Origin of the sequence: Micromonospora sp. NPDC047707 (genome assembly GCF_040704235.1) — a bacterium.
GTDB lineage: Bacteria > Actinomycetota > Actinomycetes > Mycobacteriales > Micromonosporaceae > Micromonospora.
The window spans coordinates 162,799-177,208 of record NZ_JBEYSU010000006.1; the positions used below are offsets into that span (position 1 = coordinate 162,799).

At 74.5% G+C, this 14,410-nt stretch carries 19 protein-coding genes; 7 read left to right on the plus strand and 12 right to left on the minus strand.

Features of this window, described 5'->3' with window-relative positions; translation table 11 throughout:
- Window positions 1–13: 13 nt before the first annotated feature.
- From AB0873_RS09300 to AB0873_RS09320, 5 genes are all read right to left on the minus strand, one after another.
- Window positions 14–832, minus strand: coding sequence for an SCO1664 family protein (locus tag AB0873_RS09300; RefSeq protein WP_366599129.1), 819 nt, complete (start codon window positions 830–832; stop codon window positions 14–16).
- A complete protein-coding gene (locus AB0873_RS09305) occupies window positions 829–1,407 on the minus strand; it encodes a DUF3090 domain-containing protein (protein ID WP_155332303.1) in 579 nt (192 codons plus the stop codon). Before AB0873_RS09305 ends, AB0873_RS09300 begins: the two co-directional genes overlap by 4 nt.
- Window positions 1,408–1,522: 115 nt before the next feature.
- Window positions 1,523–2,239 carry an MSMEG_4193 family putative phosphomutase gene (locus tag AB0873_RS09310; RefSeq protein ID WP_366599130.1) on the minus strand — a complete coding sequence of 239 codons (717 nt, stop codon included), beginning with the start codon at window positions 2,237–2,239 and terminating at the stop codon, window positions 1,523–1,525.
- A 151-nt stretch (window positions 2,240–2,390) separates the two neighbouring features.
- Complete coding sequence (locus AB0873_RS09315) at window positions 2,391–3,227, minus strand: undecaprenyl-diphosphate phosphatase (RefSeq protein ID WP_155332305.1); 837 nt, start codon at window positions 3,225–3,227, stop codon at window positions 2,391–2,393.
- A complete protein-coding gene (locus tag AB0873_RS09320) occupies window positions 3,224–4,276 on the minus strand; it encodes an LLM class F420-dependent oxidoreductase (RefSeq protein WP_366599131.1) in 1,053 nt (350 codons plus the stop codon). The genes AB0873_RS09315 and AB0873_RS09320 overlap by 4 nt, the downstream gene beginning before the upstream one ends.
- Before the next feature lie 200 nt (window positions 4,277–4,476).
- Between AB0873_RS09320 and AB0873_RS09325 the strand changes: the two genes are divergently transcribed.
- On the plus strand, window positions 4,477–5,448 hold the full coding sequence (locus tag AB0873_RS09325) for an aldo/keto reductase (protein ID WP_366599132.1): 972 nt from the start codon (window positions 4,477–4,479) through the stop codon (window positions 5,446–5,448).
- Between the two features lie 62 nt (window positions 5,449–5,510).
- On the opposite strand, the gene AB0873_RS09330 is transcribed toward AB0873_RS09325, so the two are convergent.
- Genes AB0873_RS09330 through AB0873_RS09340 form a run of 3 tightly spaced genes read right to left on the minus strand, consistent with a single transcriptional unit; the run spans window position 5,511 to window position 7,832 of the window.
- On the minus strand, window positions 5,511–6,422 hold the full coding sequence (locus AB0873_RS09330) for a hypothetical protein (RefSeq protein ID WP_366599133.1): 912 nt from the start codon (window positions 6,420–6,422) through the stop codon (window positions 5,511–5,513).
- A gap of 22 nt (window positions 6,423–6,444) precedes the next feature.
- Complete coding sequence (locus AB0873_RS09335; protein WP_366599134.1) at window positions 6,445–7,506, minus strand: hypothetical protein; 1,062 nt, start codon at window positions 7,504–7,506, stop codon at window positions 6,445–6,447.
- On the minus strand, window positions 7,503–7,832 hold the full coding sequence (locus AB0873_RS09340; protein WP_366599135.1) for a hypothetical protein: 330 nt from the start codon (window positions 7,830–7,832) through the stop codon (window positions 7,503–7,505). Before AB0873_RS09340 ends, AB0873_RS09335 begins: the two co-directional genes overlap by 4 nt.
- A gap of 94 nt (window positions 7,833–7,926) precedes the next feature.
- Between AB0873_RS09340 and AB0873_RS09345 the strand changes: the two genes are divergently transcribed.
- From AB0873_RS09345 to AB0873_RS09355, 3 genes are all read left to right on the plus strand, one after another.
- Entirely contained in the window at window positions 7,927–8,349 is a 423-nt protein-coding gene (locus AB0873_RS09345; RefSeq protein ID WP_366599136.1) for a YbaB/EbfC family nucleoid-associated protein, read from the plus strand.
- A complete protein-coding gene (locus AB0873_RS09350; RefSeq protein WP_366599137.1) occupies window positions 8,346–9,251 on the plus strand; it encodes an SseB family protein in 906 nt (301 codons plus the stop codon). Before AB0873_RS09345 ends, AB0873_RS09350 begins: the two co-directional genes overlap by 4 nt.
- A gap of 99 nt (window positions 9,252–9,350) precedes the next feature.
- The gene (locus AB0873_RS09355; RefSeq protein ID WP_088993715.1) at window positions 9,351–9,542 is read left to right on the plus strand and encodes a DUF5703 family protein; all 192 of its coding nucleotides are present in this window, start codon (window positions 9,351–9,353) and stop codon (window positions 9,540–9,542) included.
- 109 nt (window positions 9,543–9,651) lie between these two features.
- On the opposite strand, the gene AB0873_RS09360 is transcribed toward AB0873_RS09355, so the two are convergent.
- Together AB0873_RS09360 and AB0873_RS09365 are read right to left on the minus strand one after the other, a co-directional pair.
- Window positions 9,652–10,308, minus strand: a complete 657-nt coding sequence (locus tag AB0873_RS09360; protein WP_155332313.1) for a hypothetical protein — start codon at window positions 10,306–10,308, stop codon at window positions 9,652–9,654.
- A 55-nt stretch (window positions 10,309–10,363) separates the two neighbouring features.
- The gene (locus tag AB0873_RS09365) at window positions 10,364–11,692 is read right to left on the minus strand and encodes a M20/M25/M40 family metallo-hydrolase (RefSeq protein ID WP_366599138.1); all 1,329 of its coding nucleotides are present in this window, start codon (window positions 11,690–11,692) and stop codon (window positions 10,364–10,366) included.
- 164 nt (window positions 11,693–11,856) lie between these two features.
- Between AB0873_RS09365 and AB0873_RS09370 the strand changes: the two genes are divergently transcribed.
- The 3 genes from AB0873_RS09370 to AB0873_RS09380 all read left to right on the plus strand — a co-directional run bounded on the left by AB0873_RS09370 (window position 11,857) and on the right by AB0873_RS09380 (window position 13,806).
- Window positions 11,857–12,465, plus strand: coding sequence for a hemerythrin domain-containing protein (locus tag AB0873_RS09370; RefSeq protein WP_366599140.1), 609 nt, complete (start codon window positions 11,857–11,859; stop codon window positions 12,463–12,465).
- Window positions 12,466–12,542: 77 nt separating this feature from the next.
- Complete coding sequence (locus AB0873_RS09375) at window positions 12,543–13,541, plus strand: LysR family transcriptional regulator (protein ID WP_366599142.1); 999 nt, start codon at window positions 12,543–12,545, stop codon at window positions 13,539–13,541.
- A 19-nt stretch (window positions 13,542–13,560) separates the two neighbouring features.
- Entirely contained in the window at window positions 13,561–13,806 is a 246-nt protein-coding gene (locus tag AB0873_RS09380) for a hypothetical protein (RefSeq protein ID WP_155332317.1), read from the plus strand.
- Window positions 13,807–13,882: 76 nt separating this feature from the next.
- Here the strand turns inward: AB0873_RS09380 and AB0873_RS09385 are convergent, their stop codons facing one another.
- On the minus strand, window positions 13,883–14,233 hold the full coding sequence (locus AB0873_RS09385) for a DUF3140 domain-containing protein (RefSeq protein ID WP_366599144.1): 351 nt from the start codon (window positions 14,231–14,233) through the stop codon (window positions 13,883–13,885).
- Entirely contained in the window at window positions 14,233–14,400 is a 168-nt protein-coding gene (locus AB0873_RS09390; protein WP_196255671.1) for a hypothetical protein, read from the minus strand. The genes AB0873_RS09385 and AB0873_RS09390 overlap by 1 nt, the downstream gene beginning before the upstream one ends.
- Window positions 14,401–14,410 lie beyond the last annotated feature (10 nt).

Consider the following 14,410-nt stretch of genomic DNA (forward strand, 5'->3'; position numbering starts at 1 on the left):
AAGGCGACATCGCTCACATGGGCGGCCAGGGCACCGCCGGCCAGTCCTGCGGCGGCTGCGGGAACCGGCCGGTGGCGCGCAGCCGCTCGATCCGGGCGGCCAGTTCGGCGACCTCGCCGAGGGTGAGGTGCTCGCCCAACTCCTCGCCGAGGTCACCGGCGACCCGGCCGGCGAGCGCGTCGAGCACCTCCACCGTGTCCGGCGGCAGCTCGCGACCCGCCCAGCCCCACAGGACCGTCCGCAGCTTCTCCTCCACGTGGAAGCTCACGCCGTGGTCCACCCCGTAGATCCGGTCGTCCGCGTCGAGCAGCACGTGGCCGCCCTTCCGGTCGCCGTTGTTGATCACCGCGTCGAGCACGGCGAGGCGGGCCAGCCGCGGGTCGTCGGCGTGCGCGAGGGCGTACGGGGTGCCGTCGTCGTCCCGGGCCGCCGCGATCGGGAACCAGCGGGGCGGCAGCGCGTCCACCGGCACGAACCCGACCAGCGGCTCACCCTCGGCCGGCTCGTCGATCCAGAGCTGGCAGGAACCCGGGCCCAGCGGGCCGTCCCGGAGCACCGTCGGCGGCACCAGATCCCATCCGGTGGCACGGGACACCAGGTACGCGGCGACCTCCCGGCCGGCGAGGGTGCCGTCGGGGAAGTCCCAGAGCGGGCGCTCGCCCCGGACCGGTTTGTAGACACAGCGGGCGGTCACCCCGTCCAGGGTCAGCACGCCCCGCAGCGTGGTGTTCGACGCGTCGACCAGCCGGCCCTCCAGGTCGAGCGTGCCGTCCCGGAGCAGCCGGAGCGCGGCGTCGCCGTCCTGGCGGGGTTGCAGGTCGGACGAGGTCACCGGTGGTAACCGTTGTGGCGCGGGCAGAGGTGACCCGCGGGGTCGAGCGGCTGGCCGCACAGCGGGCAGGGCGGACGGCCGGCGTTGACCACCCGCCGGGCGCGCTCGATGAACTGCCGGGTCGCCTCCGGTGTCAGCCGCACCCGGAGCCGGTCCAGGTCGTCGTCCGGCTCCTCGTCGTCGTCGGACTCCTCGTCGTCCGGCTCGCCCAGCTCGACCTCGGCCTCGGTCTCGCCGACGGCGATCGCCTCGATGACCACCGTCTCGGTGTCGACGTCGAAGGCCAGCCCCAGCGTGCCGACCCGGAACTCCTCGTCGACCGGTGTGTCCAGCGGGTCGTTGTCGCCGAGCGTGGCGCTGGGCTCGGGAACCTTCACCCCGAACCGGCGCTGCGCCTCGGAGAGCAGCTCCTCCAGCTTCTCGGCCAGCAGCGAGACCTGGACCTTCTCCAGCGCGACGCTGACCAGCCGGCCGCCGCCGCGCGCCTGGAGGAAGAACGTCCGATCCCCCGGCGGCCCGACGGTCCCGGCGACGAACCGCTCCGGCGGCTCGAAGGCGTGCACCTGGTGGGTCATGCCTCGACCCTATCCGGCGCGCCCACGCAGCGCGCACCCCACCGACCCGAATCGCCCAGCGCAGCACACGAGGGGCTCGGGCGCGTCCCCGGTGCGCGGCCGCCCCGGCGGGCCGTCACCGCGCGGTCGTTCCCGCTCCCCCGCCGACCGCCGCGTCCGAGTCGGTTGCGCGCGGCGCCCGCCGGCGCCGCTTCCGCGGCGGCGGGACCAGCGCCGCCAGGTCGCCGCCGGTGTCGTTGAGCCGGACCAGGAACGGCCGCAACGGCGTGTAACGGATCGCCGTGACCGACGCCGGGTCCGCGACGATGCGCTGGAAGAGATCCAGGTGTACGCCGAGCGCGTCGGCCACGATCGCCTTGATCACATCGCCGTGGGTGCAGGCCAGCCACACCGCCTCGGCGCCGTGCTCGGCGGTCACCCGGGCGTCCCAGGCCCGTACCGAGGCGACCGCCCGCGCCGCCATGGCGGCCATCGCCTCACCCCCGGGGAAGACCGCCGCGCTGGGATGCTGCTGGACGACGGGCCACAGCGGCTCCTTCGCCAGCTTCTTCAGCGGCTGCCCCTCCCAGCTGCCGTACCCGCACTCGATCAGCCCGTCCTCCACCACCGGCGTCGCCTCCGGCAGCGCCAGCTCGAGGGTCTGCCGGCAGCGGACCAGCGGGCTGGTCACCACCGCCGCCAGCGGCACCGGCCTGAGCCGCTCCCCGACGGCTGTGGCCTGCGCCCGGCCGGTCTCGTCCAGCTCGACCGGCTGCCGGCCGGCCAGCCCGCCGTCCGCGTTCGCGGTCGTCCGGCCGTGTCGCAGAAGCAGAAGGGTCGCCACGCTGACCACCCTAGGCGGTGTGGTGGGCGGGATCGTGCCGGCCAGGCTCGGGGGTGTGGCCGCGTCCGGTGAGGGGCGCGGCCCGGCGGGAGATCTCGGGAAGGAAACGGCCCTCCGCGGGGCCGAAACCCGCCAAGACCTCTCCCGCTGGGCGGGCGGCTCAGGTGGCGCTGATCGTGCCGGTCAGCAGCAGGGCGAGCACCAGCGTGCCCAGGGCGACCCGGTACAGCACGAAGACGTACAGGGTGTGGTGCGCGACGTAGCGCAGCAGCCAGGCGATGGCCGCGTACCCCACCGCGAACGCGATGATCGTCGCCACCACCATCTGCGCGCCGCTCGGCACCGAGGTGCCCGGCGCCGCGGGCTCGAAGACGTCCCCGAGGCTGAAGATGCCCGACATGACCACGGCGGGGATGGCCAGCAGGAACGAGTAGCGGGCCGCCGTCTCCCGGGTCAGGTTGAGCAGCAGGCCGGCGGTGAGCGTGCCACCGGAGCGGGAGACGCCCGGGATCAGCGCCATCGCCTGGGCGAAGCCCATCACGATGCCGTCCTTCATCCGGAAGTTCTCCAGGGTGCGGGTCTGCCGGCCCCAGTACTCGGCGAACGCCAGCACGAACGCGAACACGATCAGCGTCGTGGCGACCAGCCACAGGTTCCGGCCGGCGGTGCGGATCTGATCCTTGAACAGGAAGCCGAACAAGCCGATCGGGATCGAGCCGACGATCACGTACCAGGCCATCCGGTAGTCGAGGCTGGAACGCACCGACCGGTCCCACAGGCCGACCACCCACGTCCGGGCGATCCGCCAGATGTCCTTGGCGAAGTAGATCAGCACCGCCGCCTCGGTGCCGAGCTGCGTCACCGCGGTGAACGACGCGCCGGCGTCCCGCTCGAAGAAGATCGCCGACGTGATCCGCAGGTGCCCGGAGGAGCTGACCGGCAGGAACTCGGTGAGCCCCTGGACGATGCCCAGAACGATGGCTTCGACCCAGGTCACTCCCCGACTCCCGAGAGGTCCAGCGCCTCGGCGACGGTACGCAGCGTCTGCACGCCGCTGTCCCGGTCGGCGGCGAACAGCGTCACCGACAGGGTGGTGACACCGGCTGCCGCGTACTCCCGCATCCGGTCGGCGATGCGCTCCTTCGGGCCGAGCAGCGAGGTGCGGTCGATGAACTCCATCGGCACCGCCGCGGCGGCGTCGCGCTGCCGCTTCGCCAGGTACAGGTCCTGCACCTCACGGGCGGCGTCGCCGTACCCCATCCGGGTGGCGAGCTGGTTGTAGAAGTTCTGCTGCCGGCTGCCCATGCCGCCCACGTAGAGGGCCGCGTACCAGCGGACCAGCTCGGCGCAGGACGCGATGTCGTCGCCGACCACCACCGGCACCGACGGCACCACGTCGAACCCGGCCAGCTCCTTGCCGGCCTTCGCCCGGCCGGCCCGCACGCTGGCGAGCTGCTCCTCGGCGAACTCCGGCGCGTAGAAGACGGCAAGCCAGCCGTCGGCGATCTCCCCGGCGAGCTCCAGGTTCTTCGGACCGACGGCGGCCAGGTAGATCGGGATGTGCTCGCGGGGCGGGTGGAAGCCCAGGCGCAGCGCCTTGCCCGGCCCGTCGGGCAGCGGCAGGGTGTAGAACTCGCCGTCGTAGGCGACCTCCTTGCGGGCCACCGCCAGCTTCACGATGTCGACGAACTCGCGGGTCCGCGCCAGGGGCTTGCCGAACCGTACGCCGTGCCAGCCCTCGGAGACCTGCGGCCCGGACACGCCCAGACCCAGCCGGAACCGGCCGCCGGAGAGCGCGTCGATGGTCGCCGCGGTCATCGCGGTCATCGCCGGCGTCCGGGCGGGAATCTGCATCACCGCGCTGCCCACGTCGATCCGCTGGGTCTGGCCGGCCATCCAGGCGAGCATGCTCGGCGAGTCGGAGCCGTAGGCCTCCGCCGCCCACACCACCGAGTAGCCGAGCCGGTCCGCCTCCTGGGCCAGGGCCAGGTGGTCGGCCGGTGTGCTCCACGCCGTCTGGTATCCGAGGCTGAGCCCGAGTCGCACTAGTCCTCCCCCATCCGCACCACAGGTCGCATCAGGTTACGCAATGCCCCCGCCGCACCCGATCACCGGCTCACGGAAAACCGGTGCGAGCGGCGACGGAGGGCGCGCGGCGACCCGGGCGAGCGGATCCACGGACCTGCCGGCAGACTTGACGGGAGCGAGGATATCGGTGCGGCCCCCGTTGGAAATAAGGTTCACGCATGCAACAGCGACCGCTCGGCCGAAGCGGGCTGGCGGTTTCGCGGCTCGCGCTCGGCACCATGACCTGGGGCCGGGACACCGACGCCGACGACGCGGCCGCCCAGCTGAAGAGCTACCTCGACGCGGGCGGCAACCTGATCGACACCGCCGACGTCTACGGCGACGGCGACGCCGAGTCCGTGATCGGCTCCCTCCTGGGCACCCTGGTCCCCCGCGACGAACTGCTGATCGCCACCAAGGCGGGGCTGCGGCCGGGCAGCGGCCGGCGCCGCGACGGCTCGCGCGGGCACCTGCTGCGGACGCTGGACGCCTCGCTGCGCCGGCTCGGCACCGACCACGTCGACCTGTTCCAGGTGCACGGGTACGACCCCGACACGCCGCTGGAGGAGACCCTCGCCGCGCTGGACCACGCGGTGGCCAGCGGGCGGGTCCGCTACGTGGGCGTGTCGAACTTCTCCGGCTGGCAGACCGCCCGGGCCGCCGCGTGGCAGACCGCCTGGCCCGGCCGGGCCCCGGTGGTCGCCACGCAGGTGGAGTACTCGTTGCTGGAACGCGGCATCGAGCGGGAGGTGCTGCCGGCCTGCGAGGCGCTCGGGCTGGGCGTCCTGCCCTGGTCGCCGCTCGGGCGGGGGGTGCTCACCGGCAAGTACCGGCACGGCCGGCCCGCCGACTCCCGGGCCGCGTCGCCGCACTTCGAACGGTTCGTCGCCACCTACCTGGAGCCGCGGTGCTCCAGCATCGTGGAGGCGGTCGCCACCGCCGCGGGCGGCCTCGGGGTCTCCCCGATGGAGGTCGCGCTGGCCTGGGTCCGCGACCGGCCGGGCGTGGTCGCGCCGATCCTGGGCGCCCGCACGGTCGGCCAGCTGCTCGGCGCGCTCCAGGTCGAGCGGATGACCCTGCCGGACGAGATCGTGACGGCGCTCGACGACGTGTCGGCGGTCGAGGTCGGCTACCCGGAACGCGACGGCTGAGCAGGGCGCGAACCGAGGGCCGCGGTCGGGCGGGGCCGGGCCGGTGGCCGTCCGGTCCGGGATCAGGGCGTCGGACGGTCGCCGGGGGTGTCGCGGACGGCGGCGAGGAAGCGCGACTGGTCGTCCCGGGTCGCCGGGTTGACGATGCGGATCCACGACCCGTCGTCGAAGACGACAGTCGACGGGAACTGCATGAGCCGCGCACCGCCCTCGGAGTCGATCCGGGCGATCCGCCGCCGCTCCACGCTCCACAGCACCTGCGGCCGGCGGCGGTCCGGCCGCCCCTCGTCGGGCCGGCGGCCCATCCGCAGCAGGAGCAGGTGGCTGTCGGTCACCGCGAGTGGCGTGCCGGTGTAGCGCTCCAGGAACAGCAGCAGGCTGCCGGCGAGGGTGGCGAGGTCGCCGCTGAAGACGTACCGCCGCCGGTAGGCGATCTCGGCGAGCTGGTCGGCCAGCGGGCGGTACCGGCTGAGCCGGAACAGGGTGCGGAAGGCCTCCTGCTCGGGGGTCAGCGGCAGTGGCTCACGCGGCTCGGCGGGCTGCGACGGGGCGGGACGCCCCGGCTGGTCGCCCGCCGACTCGGGCAGGCCGGCGGCGACCGCGGCGGCCCTGCCCGGCAGCAGCAGGACGCCGGCGGCGATCCGGACCGGCGCCAGCACCGCCTCCACCCACGCCACCGGGTTGACGATGTTGAGCAGCCCGAACAGGGCACGCGGGTCGAGGGCCTCGGCGACCTCGGTGCCGACCCGGTCGGCGAGCTGGCTGCCCGCCCGGTGCGTCTCCGGCGTGCGGACCGGCGCCAGGCCGACGTAGCGGAGCTCCTGGTCGGGTACCAGCGGGGCGACCAGGGCGCGTTCCGGTTCGTCGCTGGTGCGGAACTCGTCGCGCAGCTCGCGGGCCTTGTCCCGGGCGGCCCGGGCGCCGCCGAGCACCGCGTCGGTCAGCCGACCGAGTCGACCTCGTGCTCCGGTCACGCCGTACCTCCTCGATCGGCCCTCACCGGCCGGCCGGTTGCGTCGCGGGCGGCTGCCCGAAGACATTCTGGTCGATCCAGTCGGCGCCGTCCCGCACGGCCTGGTCGACCTGGTCACCGACCTGGTCCATGCCGGGCACGGAGAGCCCGCTGACCACGGCGACGCTGCCCCAGGTGACACCGTGCACCACCGAGTTGGGGATGTTCCACGGCAGGTTGGTGGCCCAGTCCCGGCCGATCATCCGCGCCCCGTCGCCGACGCCGTGCGCCCGCAGCACGCCGAGACGCTCGAAGGTGCTCATGTCGAACGGCGACCCGGACTTGCCGAGCTTCCAGGTGCCCTTCGTGGGGTCGAGGAACTTGTGGAACCACTTGTCGGCCTCGCCGGCGGCGCGCCGCTTGTCGGCGTACTTCGTGCCGGTGCGCAGCGCCTTCTGCTTGTCGACCAGCTTGTCCAGGTGGTTGCGCAGCTTGCGCAGGTGGTACAGGACCCGTTGCAGCAGCTTGATGACCTTCTGCAGGTGGGCGGCGAGGGGCCGGATCACCTTGAGCATCCGGGCGAGGGCGATCATGCCCCGGGTGACCCCGAGGGCCAGGCCCGCCGCCCAGGACGCGCCGGCGGTGAACGGCGCCATCAGCAGCGCGGTCACCAGCGTGACCAGCAGGAAGTTGACGAACTCGACGCAGATGTCGACCAGCACGTCGTGCACGGTCTGCAGGGCGTCGGCGGTGCCGCGCAGGTACTCGGCCGTGGCGGCGAACTGCTCGGCCACGTCCAGCAGCTGCTGCTCCACCTCGGCCAGCCGCGTGCCGTACGCCTCGCCGGCGGGTGAGCGCCAGCCGGCCTGCTCGGCCTCGCGGACACCGCGGTGGCCCATCGCCAGCTCGCGCACCTCGACGGCGAGCGCGTCCCACTCGGTGGCCTTCGCGCGCAGCGCGGCCGGCTCGCCGTCGACGAGGTCGACGAGCTGGATCAGCGGCCAGGCCAGGGTGCGGCAGACACCGTCGACGGCACGGTCCACGCCGGACAGGGCGTTGTCGAGGCCGTTCCACAGCTCGACGGCGGTGCCGGCGGGCCCGCTCACCCGGCCATCCCGCCGCCGATCGTGCGGAAGCCCGCGTCGATGTCCTGCTCGTTGCGCTCGTACGTCTCCGCCGTCGAGCCCAGCGCGGCGCCGACCCGGTCGAACGCGTCGCGGCCGGAGCGGAACAGCTCCGTCCCGCCGCTGACCTGCTCGGCGTACGTGGCGCGGAGGATGTCGCTGGCGAAGGGCAGGTGGCCGAACGCGTCGTCGGGCAGGTCGCCCGCGGACACCACCCGGCCTTCCAGCGCGCCGAGCGACGCGGCCACCTGTTTCGCCGCCGCCGCCAACCGTCGTACCGCCTGCACGTCGACGTCGATGTCCCCCAAATCGTCCTCCCCCACCCGTCGCGGCGTCCCGAAGATACGATCACGCGGCCGTCGGGCGCCACCCCGCCGGTGCCGCAATGGGGGAAGGTTTCGCATGAGTGACCCGCTGTCCGCGTTCGACGCGCTCGCCGGACGGATCGCCGACATCCAACGCCGGTTCGCCGGGCTCCAGGACGACCTCGCCGAGCTCAGTGGCACCGCCACGGACGACTCCGGCCTGGTCACGGCCACAGTGGACGCCGCTGGCGAGCTGCAAGGCGTGACCTTCGCGCCCGCCGCGCTCCGCGCCGGCGCGGAGGAGTTGTCGGCGATGGTGCTGGCCGCGTACCGGCAGGCCCGCTCGGCGGCGGCGGAGCAGCTCACCGACCGGACCGAGGGGCTGGAGGCGACGCTCGGCGCGGGTCTGGGCGGCCTGTTCGGCGAGCCCGGCGACTTCTCCGCCCAGGGCCGCCGGCTGGAGGAGGCCATCGAGCGGCTCGGCCGCCTGGACGGGCGGCTGCCGGGGCCGCCGGCATGACCTCGGGCTGGCCCGACCTGGTCGCCCGGCTGCACGACACGCTGGTCCGGTGCCACCGGGACACCGACCTGGAGCTCACCGCCGGGGACCGCCGGCTGCGCCTGATGGTGCGGCGGGACACCGTCCGCGGGGTGTGCCCGGGGTACGACGCGCAACGGCTGGCCGGCCTCGGCTGGCAGCCGCCCGGCGCGGGGGGCGGCTGGTGGTTCGAGACGCCGCGTACCCCGCGCGCGGTGCGCTGGTGGAGTGACTTCGCGCTGCGGACCGCGGCGGCGGTGCTGACCGACGACCCGGACGCGCTCTCCTGCCGGGTGGCAGCATCGGCCGCTTCCCGGGCGCGTCCCGAACCGGCGGGCGGCGGGGAGTCGCCCGCTGCGGGCCGGGACGACGGGAGCCGCGACGTCCCCGGCGAGCCGGCGGGCGGCGGGGAGCCGCCCGCGGCGGGCCGGGACGGCGGCAGCGCCGGCGCCGGGCCGGTGGCCGGGAAGCCCGCCGGCGGAGGTGGCGGGCGGCCCGGGTGGCCGGCGGCGGACGGGGCGGTCCGGGAGCGCCTGGCGGCGGCCGTCGGACGCCGGGACCTGGCCGGTTTCCTGGCGGTGCTCGCCGGGGCGGTGGTGTGCGTGCCGCTCACGGCGGAGCCGTCCCCGGAGCGGGGCTTTCCCTGGGCGGTCGTCACCGACGCCGACGGGGCGCCGCTGCTTCCGGTGTTCACCTCGCCGGAGGCGCTGACCGCGTTCGCCGGGTCGGGGGTGCCGTTCGTGGCCGTCCCCTGTGCCGAGCTGTTCGCGGACTGGCCGGACGGGCGGTGGGGGTTGGCGGTGGACGCCGGTGGCCCGGCCGCCCTCACGCTGGCCGCGCCGGCCCTGACCGCACTGCTGGCGGCGAACGTCCCCACCGCCTGACCTCGGCCGGGCGCGCGTCCGGCGGCCCGCCGGGCGGGGCGGCGCGGGTCACCCGCCGGGGGGTGGCGTCGGGCCGCCGGGCTGGGCAGCATAGGGCCCATGGACTACGAATACGCGCCGCTGCGGTTGCCGCCGAATGTCGACCGGTTGACCGCCGCGGCGCAGCTGGCGATCCAGGCGGAGTTCTCCGGCTGGGAGTTGGCCCGGGTGCGGCTGTTCCGGGACGGTACGCGGCAGGTGATGTTGCGCCGTCGCCGGATCAACCAGCCGCAGCCGGGCCTGTCGTACTGACGGGCCACCCGGCCGTCGCCGGCGGCCGGCCCGCCCGGGGCCCGGGCCGTCCGGCCGGTCCCCGGGCGTCGCCACCTGACCGGTCGCGCGCCGGTCAGGTGACGCGTGGTCAGTGGGCGTGGTCGTGCTCCTCGTCGTCGAGCTCCAGGAACGGGTGCTCGTCGAGCCGGCCGACGAGTCGGTCGTCGGGGGCCGGCTGGAACGGGCCGACCGCGTCGTCGTCGTCGAAGGACTCCAGGTCGACCGGGGTGCTGACCTCGCTGACCATCACGACGCCGTCGAGCGGCTCCAGCTCCGGCACGTCCAGCGCGGCGAGCGAGCCGTCCCCGCTCTGGAGCAGTTCCAGCACGGCCTCGCCGACGCCCTCGACGGGCTCGGGCTCGTCGTCGTCGGGGGTGCCCGCGCGGCGGGCCGCCTCGGCGGCGCGGATGAGCGCGGAGACGCTCGGCACCCGGTAGTCGCGCCGCTGGCGCACCGAGATGACCTGCGGGTGCGGGTCGGTCGGCTCGACCCCTTCCAGGCCGGCGAACCGCTTGTCGGCCTCGTCCGGGTCGATCGACTCCACGTCCCACGGGGTGACCTCGCCGAAGGCGTCCATGAGTTGCTCGTCGTAGGCGTACGACGCGTTGTTCAAGGTCACGTACGCCTGCCAGACGTCGTCGTCGTCGATGCGGCCCTGCGCGGCGCGTACGGCGGCCAGGTGGTGGCGGGCCGCTTCGATGACGCGTTCGAGGGCGGCGTCCAGCTCACCGTGCTGGTCGGTCATGTGTGGAAGTCCCTTCGATGTTCGGGGAGGTACCGCGCCGGGAACCGGACGCGGGTCAGCAGGTGCGGAGGAACCGGTCGAGAACCCGCACGCCGAACTGTAGCCCGTCCACCGGAACCCGCTCGTCGATGCCGTGGAACAGCGCGGAGAAGTTCAGGTCGGCCGGCAGCCGCAGCGGCGCGAAACCGAAGCAGCGGATCCCGAGCTGCGAGAACGCCTTCGCGTCGGTGCCGCCGGAGAGCATGTACGGCACCGGCCGGGCTCCCGGGTCCTCGGCGCGCAGCGCCGCGGACATCGCCGCCACCAGGTCGCCGTCGAAGGTGGTCTCCAGCGCCGGCTGGCGCTGGACGTACTCGATGGCGATGTCCGGGCCGACCAGCTCGCGCAGCTGCTGCTCCAGCAGCTCGGACTGGCCGGGGAGGCTGCGGCAGTCGATGGTGGCGGTGGCCCGCCCCGGGATCACGTTGTCCTTGTACCCGGCGGCGAGGCGGGTCGGGTTGGCGGTGTTGCGGATGGTCGCGCCGATGATGTTGGCGATCGGGCCGAGCTTGGCGATGGCGGTCTCCGGGTCGTCCGGGTCCAGCTCGATGCCGAGCACCTCGGACACCTGCTCCAGGAAGGCGCGCACCGTGTCGGTCATGACGACCGGGAAGCGGTGCCGGCCGACCCGGGCGACGGCTTCGGCGAGGGCCGTGACGGCGTTGTCGTCGTGCACCATCGAGCCGTGGCCGGGGCGGCCCTTCGCGTGCAGGCGCAGCCAGTCGATGCCCTTCTGGGCGGTTTCGATCAGGTAGAGCCGCCGGTTCTCGTCGATCGAGTACGAGAAGCCGCCGACCTCACCGATCGCCTCGGTGCAGCCCTCGAAGAGGTCCGCGTGCCGCTCCACCAGGAAGTGCGCGCCGTAGTCGCTGCCGGCCTCCTCGTCGGCGGTGTACGCGAGCACGATGTCCCGGGGCGGGCGGACGCCGGTGCGCTGCCAGTGCCGCACCACCGCGAGCACCATCGCGTCGAAGTCCTTCATGTCGATCGCGCCCCGGCCCCACAGGTAGCCGTCGCGCTGCTCGCCGGAGAACGGGTGCACCGACCACTCGTCGGCGTCGGCGGGCACCACGTCGAGGTGGCCGTGCACGAGCAGGGCGGGACGGCCCGGGTCGGCGCCGGGGATGCGGGCGACCACGTTCGCCCGGCCCGGGGCCGACTCGTGGAGGACCGACTCCACGCCGACCTCGGCGAGCTTCTCCGCCACGTACTCGGCGGCGCGGCGCTCACCGGCGCTGGTGTCGTTGTCACCGGTGTTGGTGGTGTCGATGCGCAGCAGGTCGCGGCAGAGGTCGACGACCTCGTCGGTGGGCAAGGGGTGGACGGGGGCGGCGTCGGTCGTCATTGCCTCTTCATACCAGCCGCACAGCCTGATCCCGTCGCCCGTCCCGGCCGCGTCGGTGCGGGGACGGACCGGTCACGCCGGGTCGCACGGGGGCGCCGGTTTCGCGATCACCGCGGTGGGGTACCGGCCGTCGGCGACCGCACCCGCGCCCGAGGGAGGGCACCATGACCGTTCCCCTGCCCCCGCTGCCGCCCACCGGCGAGGACGATCACTACCGGCCGGGCGGGCGCAGCGTCGCCGACATCGTCGACGGGGAGCACCGGCAGCTGTGCGAGCTGGCGCGGCGGCTGACCGACCCCGACCCGGGGTCGGCCCCCGAGGGAGGTCTGGACGTGCTCACCGCGGCGCTGTCCCGGCACCTGTCCGCCGAGGAGCAGTACCTGCTGCCGGCCGTCCGGGCGGCCCGCCCCGCGGACACCGAGCGGGTCGACCGGGTGATCGAGGCGGACGGGGTGCTGCTCGCGGCGCTCAAGGGGCTGACGGCGGACGGGCTCGCCGACGTCGCCGAGCGGGTGCGCCGGCACGTCGAGGAGGTGGGCGCGCTGGTGCGGGGCCTGCGGGAGGTGGCCACCACCGAGGAGCTGATCCGGCTGGGCAACCGCCTGGAGATCGCCGAGGAGGCGGCGCCGACCCGGCCCCATCCGGGTACCCCGGCCACCCCGCCGTGGAACCGGATCGTCGAGCCGGCCGTCGGCGTCGTGGACAAGCTGCGCGACGCGGTGACCGGGCGGCCCACGTACCTGGGCGATCTGTCGGGGCGGACACCCGAGTGAGTGGTCCTGCACACATCGCAAATCGTTGATCCGTCCGAACCCTTCCCCCGGCCGCCACGCCGCCCTACCGTCGGTCTATGAACCTGGAGCTCCGCCACCTCCGGGTGGTCTGCGCGATCGCCGAGACGGGCAGCGTGACCAAGGCGGCCTCGGCGCTCGGCCTGGCACAGCCGGCGCTCACCGCCCAGCTCCAGCGCATCGAGCGCACCCTGGGTGGGCCGCTGTTCGAGCGCGACCGGCGCGGCGCCCGCCCCACCGCCCTGGGCGAGCTGGTGCTCGCCCGGGCGCGGGTGCTGCTGCCGGCGATGAAGGGCCTGCAGGACGAGGCCGCCCGGCTGGCCGGCGCCGGGGACGCGCCGCGCCGGTACCGGTTCGGCGGGGTCAACAGCCCCATCCTCGGGCGGCTGGTGCACCGGCTCGCCGCCGAGCAACCGCACGCGCAGATCACCACGTACGCCTCGTGGTCGGTGGACGAGCTGGCCCAGCTCGTCGCCGGCGGCCGGCTGGACTTCGCGCTCACCGGTGTGTGCGGCGACTCGTCCCCGTCGGGCGAGTTCGGGCTGTGCTGGCGGGAGGTGTCGATCGATCCGGTGCACGTGCTGCTGCCGGAGCCGCATCCGCTGGCCGACCGGGACGAGATCCGGCTGGAGGATCTGCGCCACGAGCAGTGGGTGGCCGCGCCGGGCGACGGCTGCTTCGGCGACTGCTTCGCCGCCGCCTGCGCCCGCGCCGGGTTCACCCCCCGCAAGGTGTACGAGGCGGACGTGCGCGGCTGTCTGGACCTGGTGGACGCCGGCGAGGCGATCGCCCTGTGCCAGGCCACCTTCCGCCCGGTCGCCGGCCTGGTGACCCGGCGGCTGGCGGGGATCCCGCTGCGGTGGCGGCTGATGCTCGGCTGGCACCCGGACGCCCCGGCCGCCCGGGTGGCCGAGCTGGTGCTGGAGACGGCGCTGGCCGCGTACACCGACTCGCTGGCGGCGCATCCGGCCTATCTGGCGTGGCTGCTGCGCAATCCCGGCTTCGGGGCCCGGGGTCCGGCGGCCGCCGGACCGGTCGCCGGGGTGCGAACGGCGTGACGCCGGGTATCAGGCGGGCATGACCGATCTGTACCCCGCCGCCGACGACCGCGAGATCCTGCGTCGGGCGGCCGCCGCGCACACCGCCGCCGCGCAGGACGTGGAGGCGTTCCTGCGACGCCTGCCCGAGGTGCCCGACCCGGCCGACGTCACCGAGTACGCCAACCTGCTCACCCGGGAGGAACGCACCCGGGCCGACCGGGAGGCCGCCGCCGACGCGGCGGGCCTGACGATCGCCAGCCTGGAGTCCGACCAGGGTCGCTGACCGACCCGGTGATCATGACGTTGTCGTCACGACAGGCGTGACGACAACGTCATGACGGGTTGCGCCGGCGGCCCGCTCAGCGTTCCACGAGCACGTCGTGGCCCAGGTCCAGGAGGGAGTGCCGCCACTCGTCGTCGGCGTTGCCCCGGGGTGGTTTCGCGTCCATCAGGTCCTGGATCAGGTCGAGCGTGTCGCGCATGGTCTGGATGTCGTCCGGGGTGAGGTCCACCTTGCGCTTGGTCAGCACACGCAGGATGTGCCGGCCGGGCTCCGGCAGGTCGAGGTCGGGGTCCGGACCGAACGCCTCCTCGCCGGAGCCCCGGGTGAGCAGCCACTGCCGCAGCTGCTCGGACGGCACGTTCACCTGCTCGTGGAACGCCTCCCAGAGCTCCTCCACCTCGGGTTCGACCCGCTGCTGCCGTACCATCAGCCCTCCTCTCGCCGGCGGCGGTCGGACGCCGCCGGGTCCGGCTCGTCAGCCTGCTGGCCCAGGCCCTCCGGCGGCACCTGCACCCGGGCGGGGTTCGCCGTGGGTGGCGCCACGATCGGTTCCGCCGGTTCGGTGTCTTCCCGGCTCTCCTCCGGTTCGGTCATCCCCCGCCTC

Excerpts from the sequence above, each read along its gene's own strand:
- AB0873_RS09370 (WP_366599140.1), top strand. The coding sequence starts at position 11,857 with ATGACCGTTCCCCTGCCCCCGCTGCCGCCCACCGGCGAGGACGATCAC.
- AB0873_RS09360 (WP_155332313.1), bottom strand. The coding sequence starts at position 10,308 with ATGACCGACCAGCACGGTGAGCTGGACGCCGCCCTCGAACGCGTCATC.
- AB0873_RS09305 (WP_155332303.1), bottom strand. The coding sequence starts at position 1,407 with ATGACCCACCAGGTGCACGCCTTCGAGCCGCCGGAGCGGTTCGTCGCC.
- AB0873_RS09325 (WP_366599132.1), top strand. The coding sequence starts at position 4,477 with ATGCAACAGCGACCGCTCGGCCGAAGCGGGCTGGCGGTTTCGCGGCTC.
- AB0873_RS09350 (WP_366599137.1), top strand. The coding sequence starts at position 8,346 with ATGACCTCGGGCTGGCCCGACCTGGTCGCCCGGCTGCACGACACGCTG.
- AB0873_RS09355 (WP_088993715.1), top strand. The coding sequence starts at position 9,351 with ATGGACTACGAATACGCGCCGCTGCGGTTGCCGCCGAATGTCGACCGG.
- AB0873_RS09365 (WP_366599138.1), bottom strand. The coding sequence starts at position 11,692 with ATGACGACCGACGCCGCCCCCGTCCACCCCTTGCCCACCGACGAGGTC.
- AB0873_RS09345 (WP_366599136.1), top strand. The coding sequence starts at position 7,927 with ATGAGTGACCCGCTGTCCGCGTTCGACGCGCTCGCCGGACGGATCGCC.
- AB0873_RS09375 (WP_366599142.1), top strand. The coding sequence starts at position 12,543 with ATGAACCTGGAGCTCCGCCACCTCCGGGTGGTCTGCGCGATCGCCGAG.
- AB0873_RS09380 (WP_155332317.1), top strand. The coding sequence starts at position 13,561 with ATGACCGATCTGTACCCCGCCGCCGACGACCGCGAGATCCTGCGTCGG.
- AB0873_RS09385 (WP_366599144.1), bottom strand. The coding sequence starts at position 14,233 with ATGGTACGGCAGCAGCGGGTCGAACCCGAGGTGGAGGAGCTCTGGGAG.
- AB0873_RS09390 (WP_196255671.1), bottom strand. The coding sequence starts at position 14,400 with ATGACCGAACCGGAGGAGAGCCGGGAAGACACCGAACCGGCGGAACCG.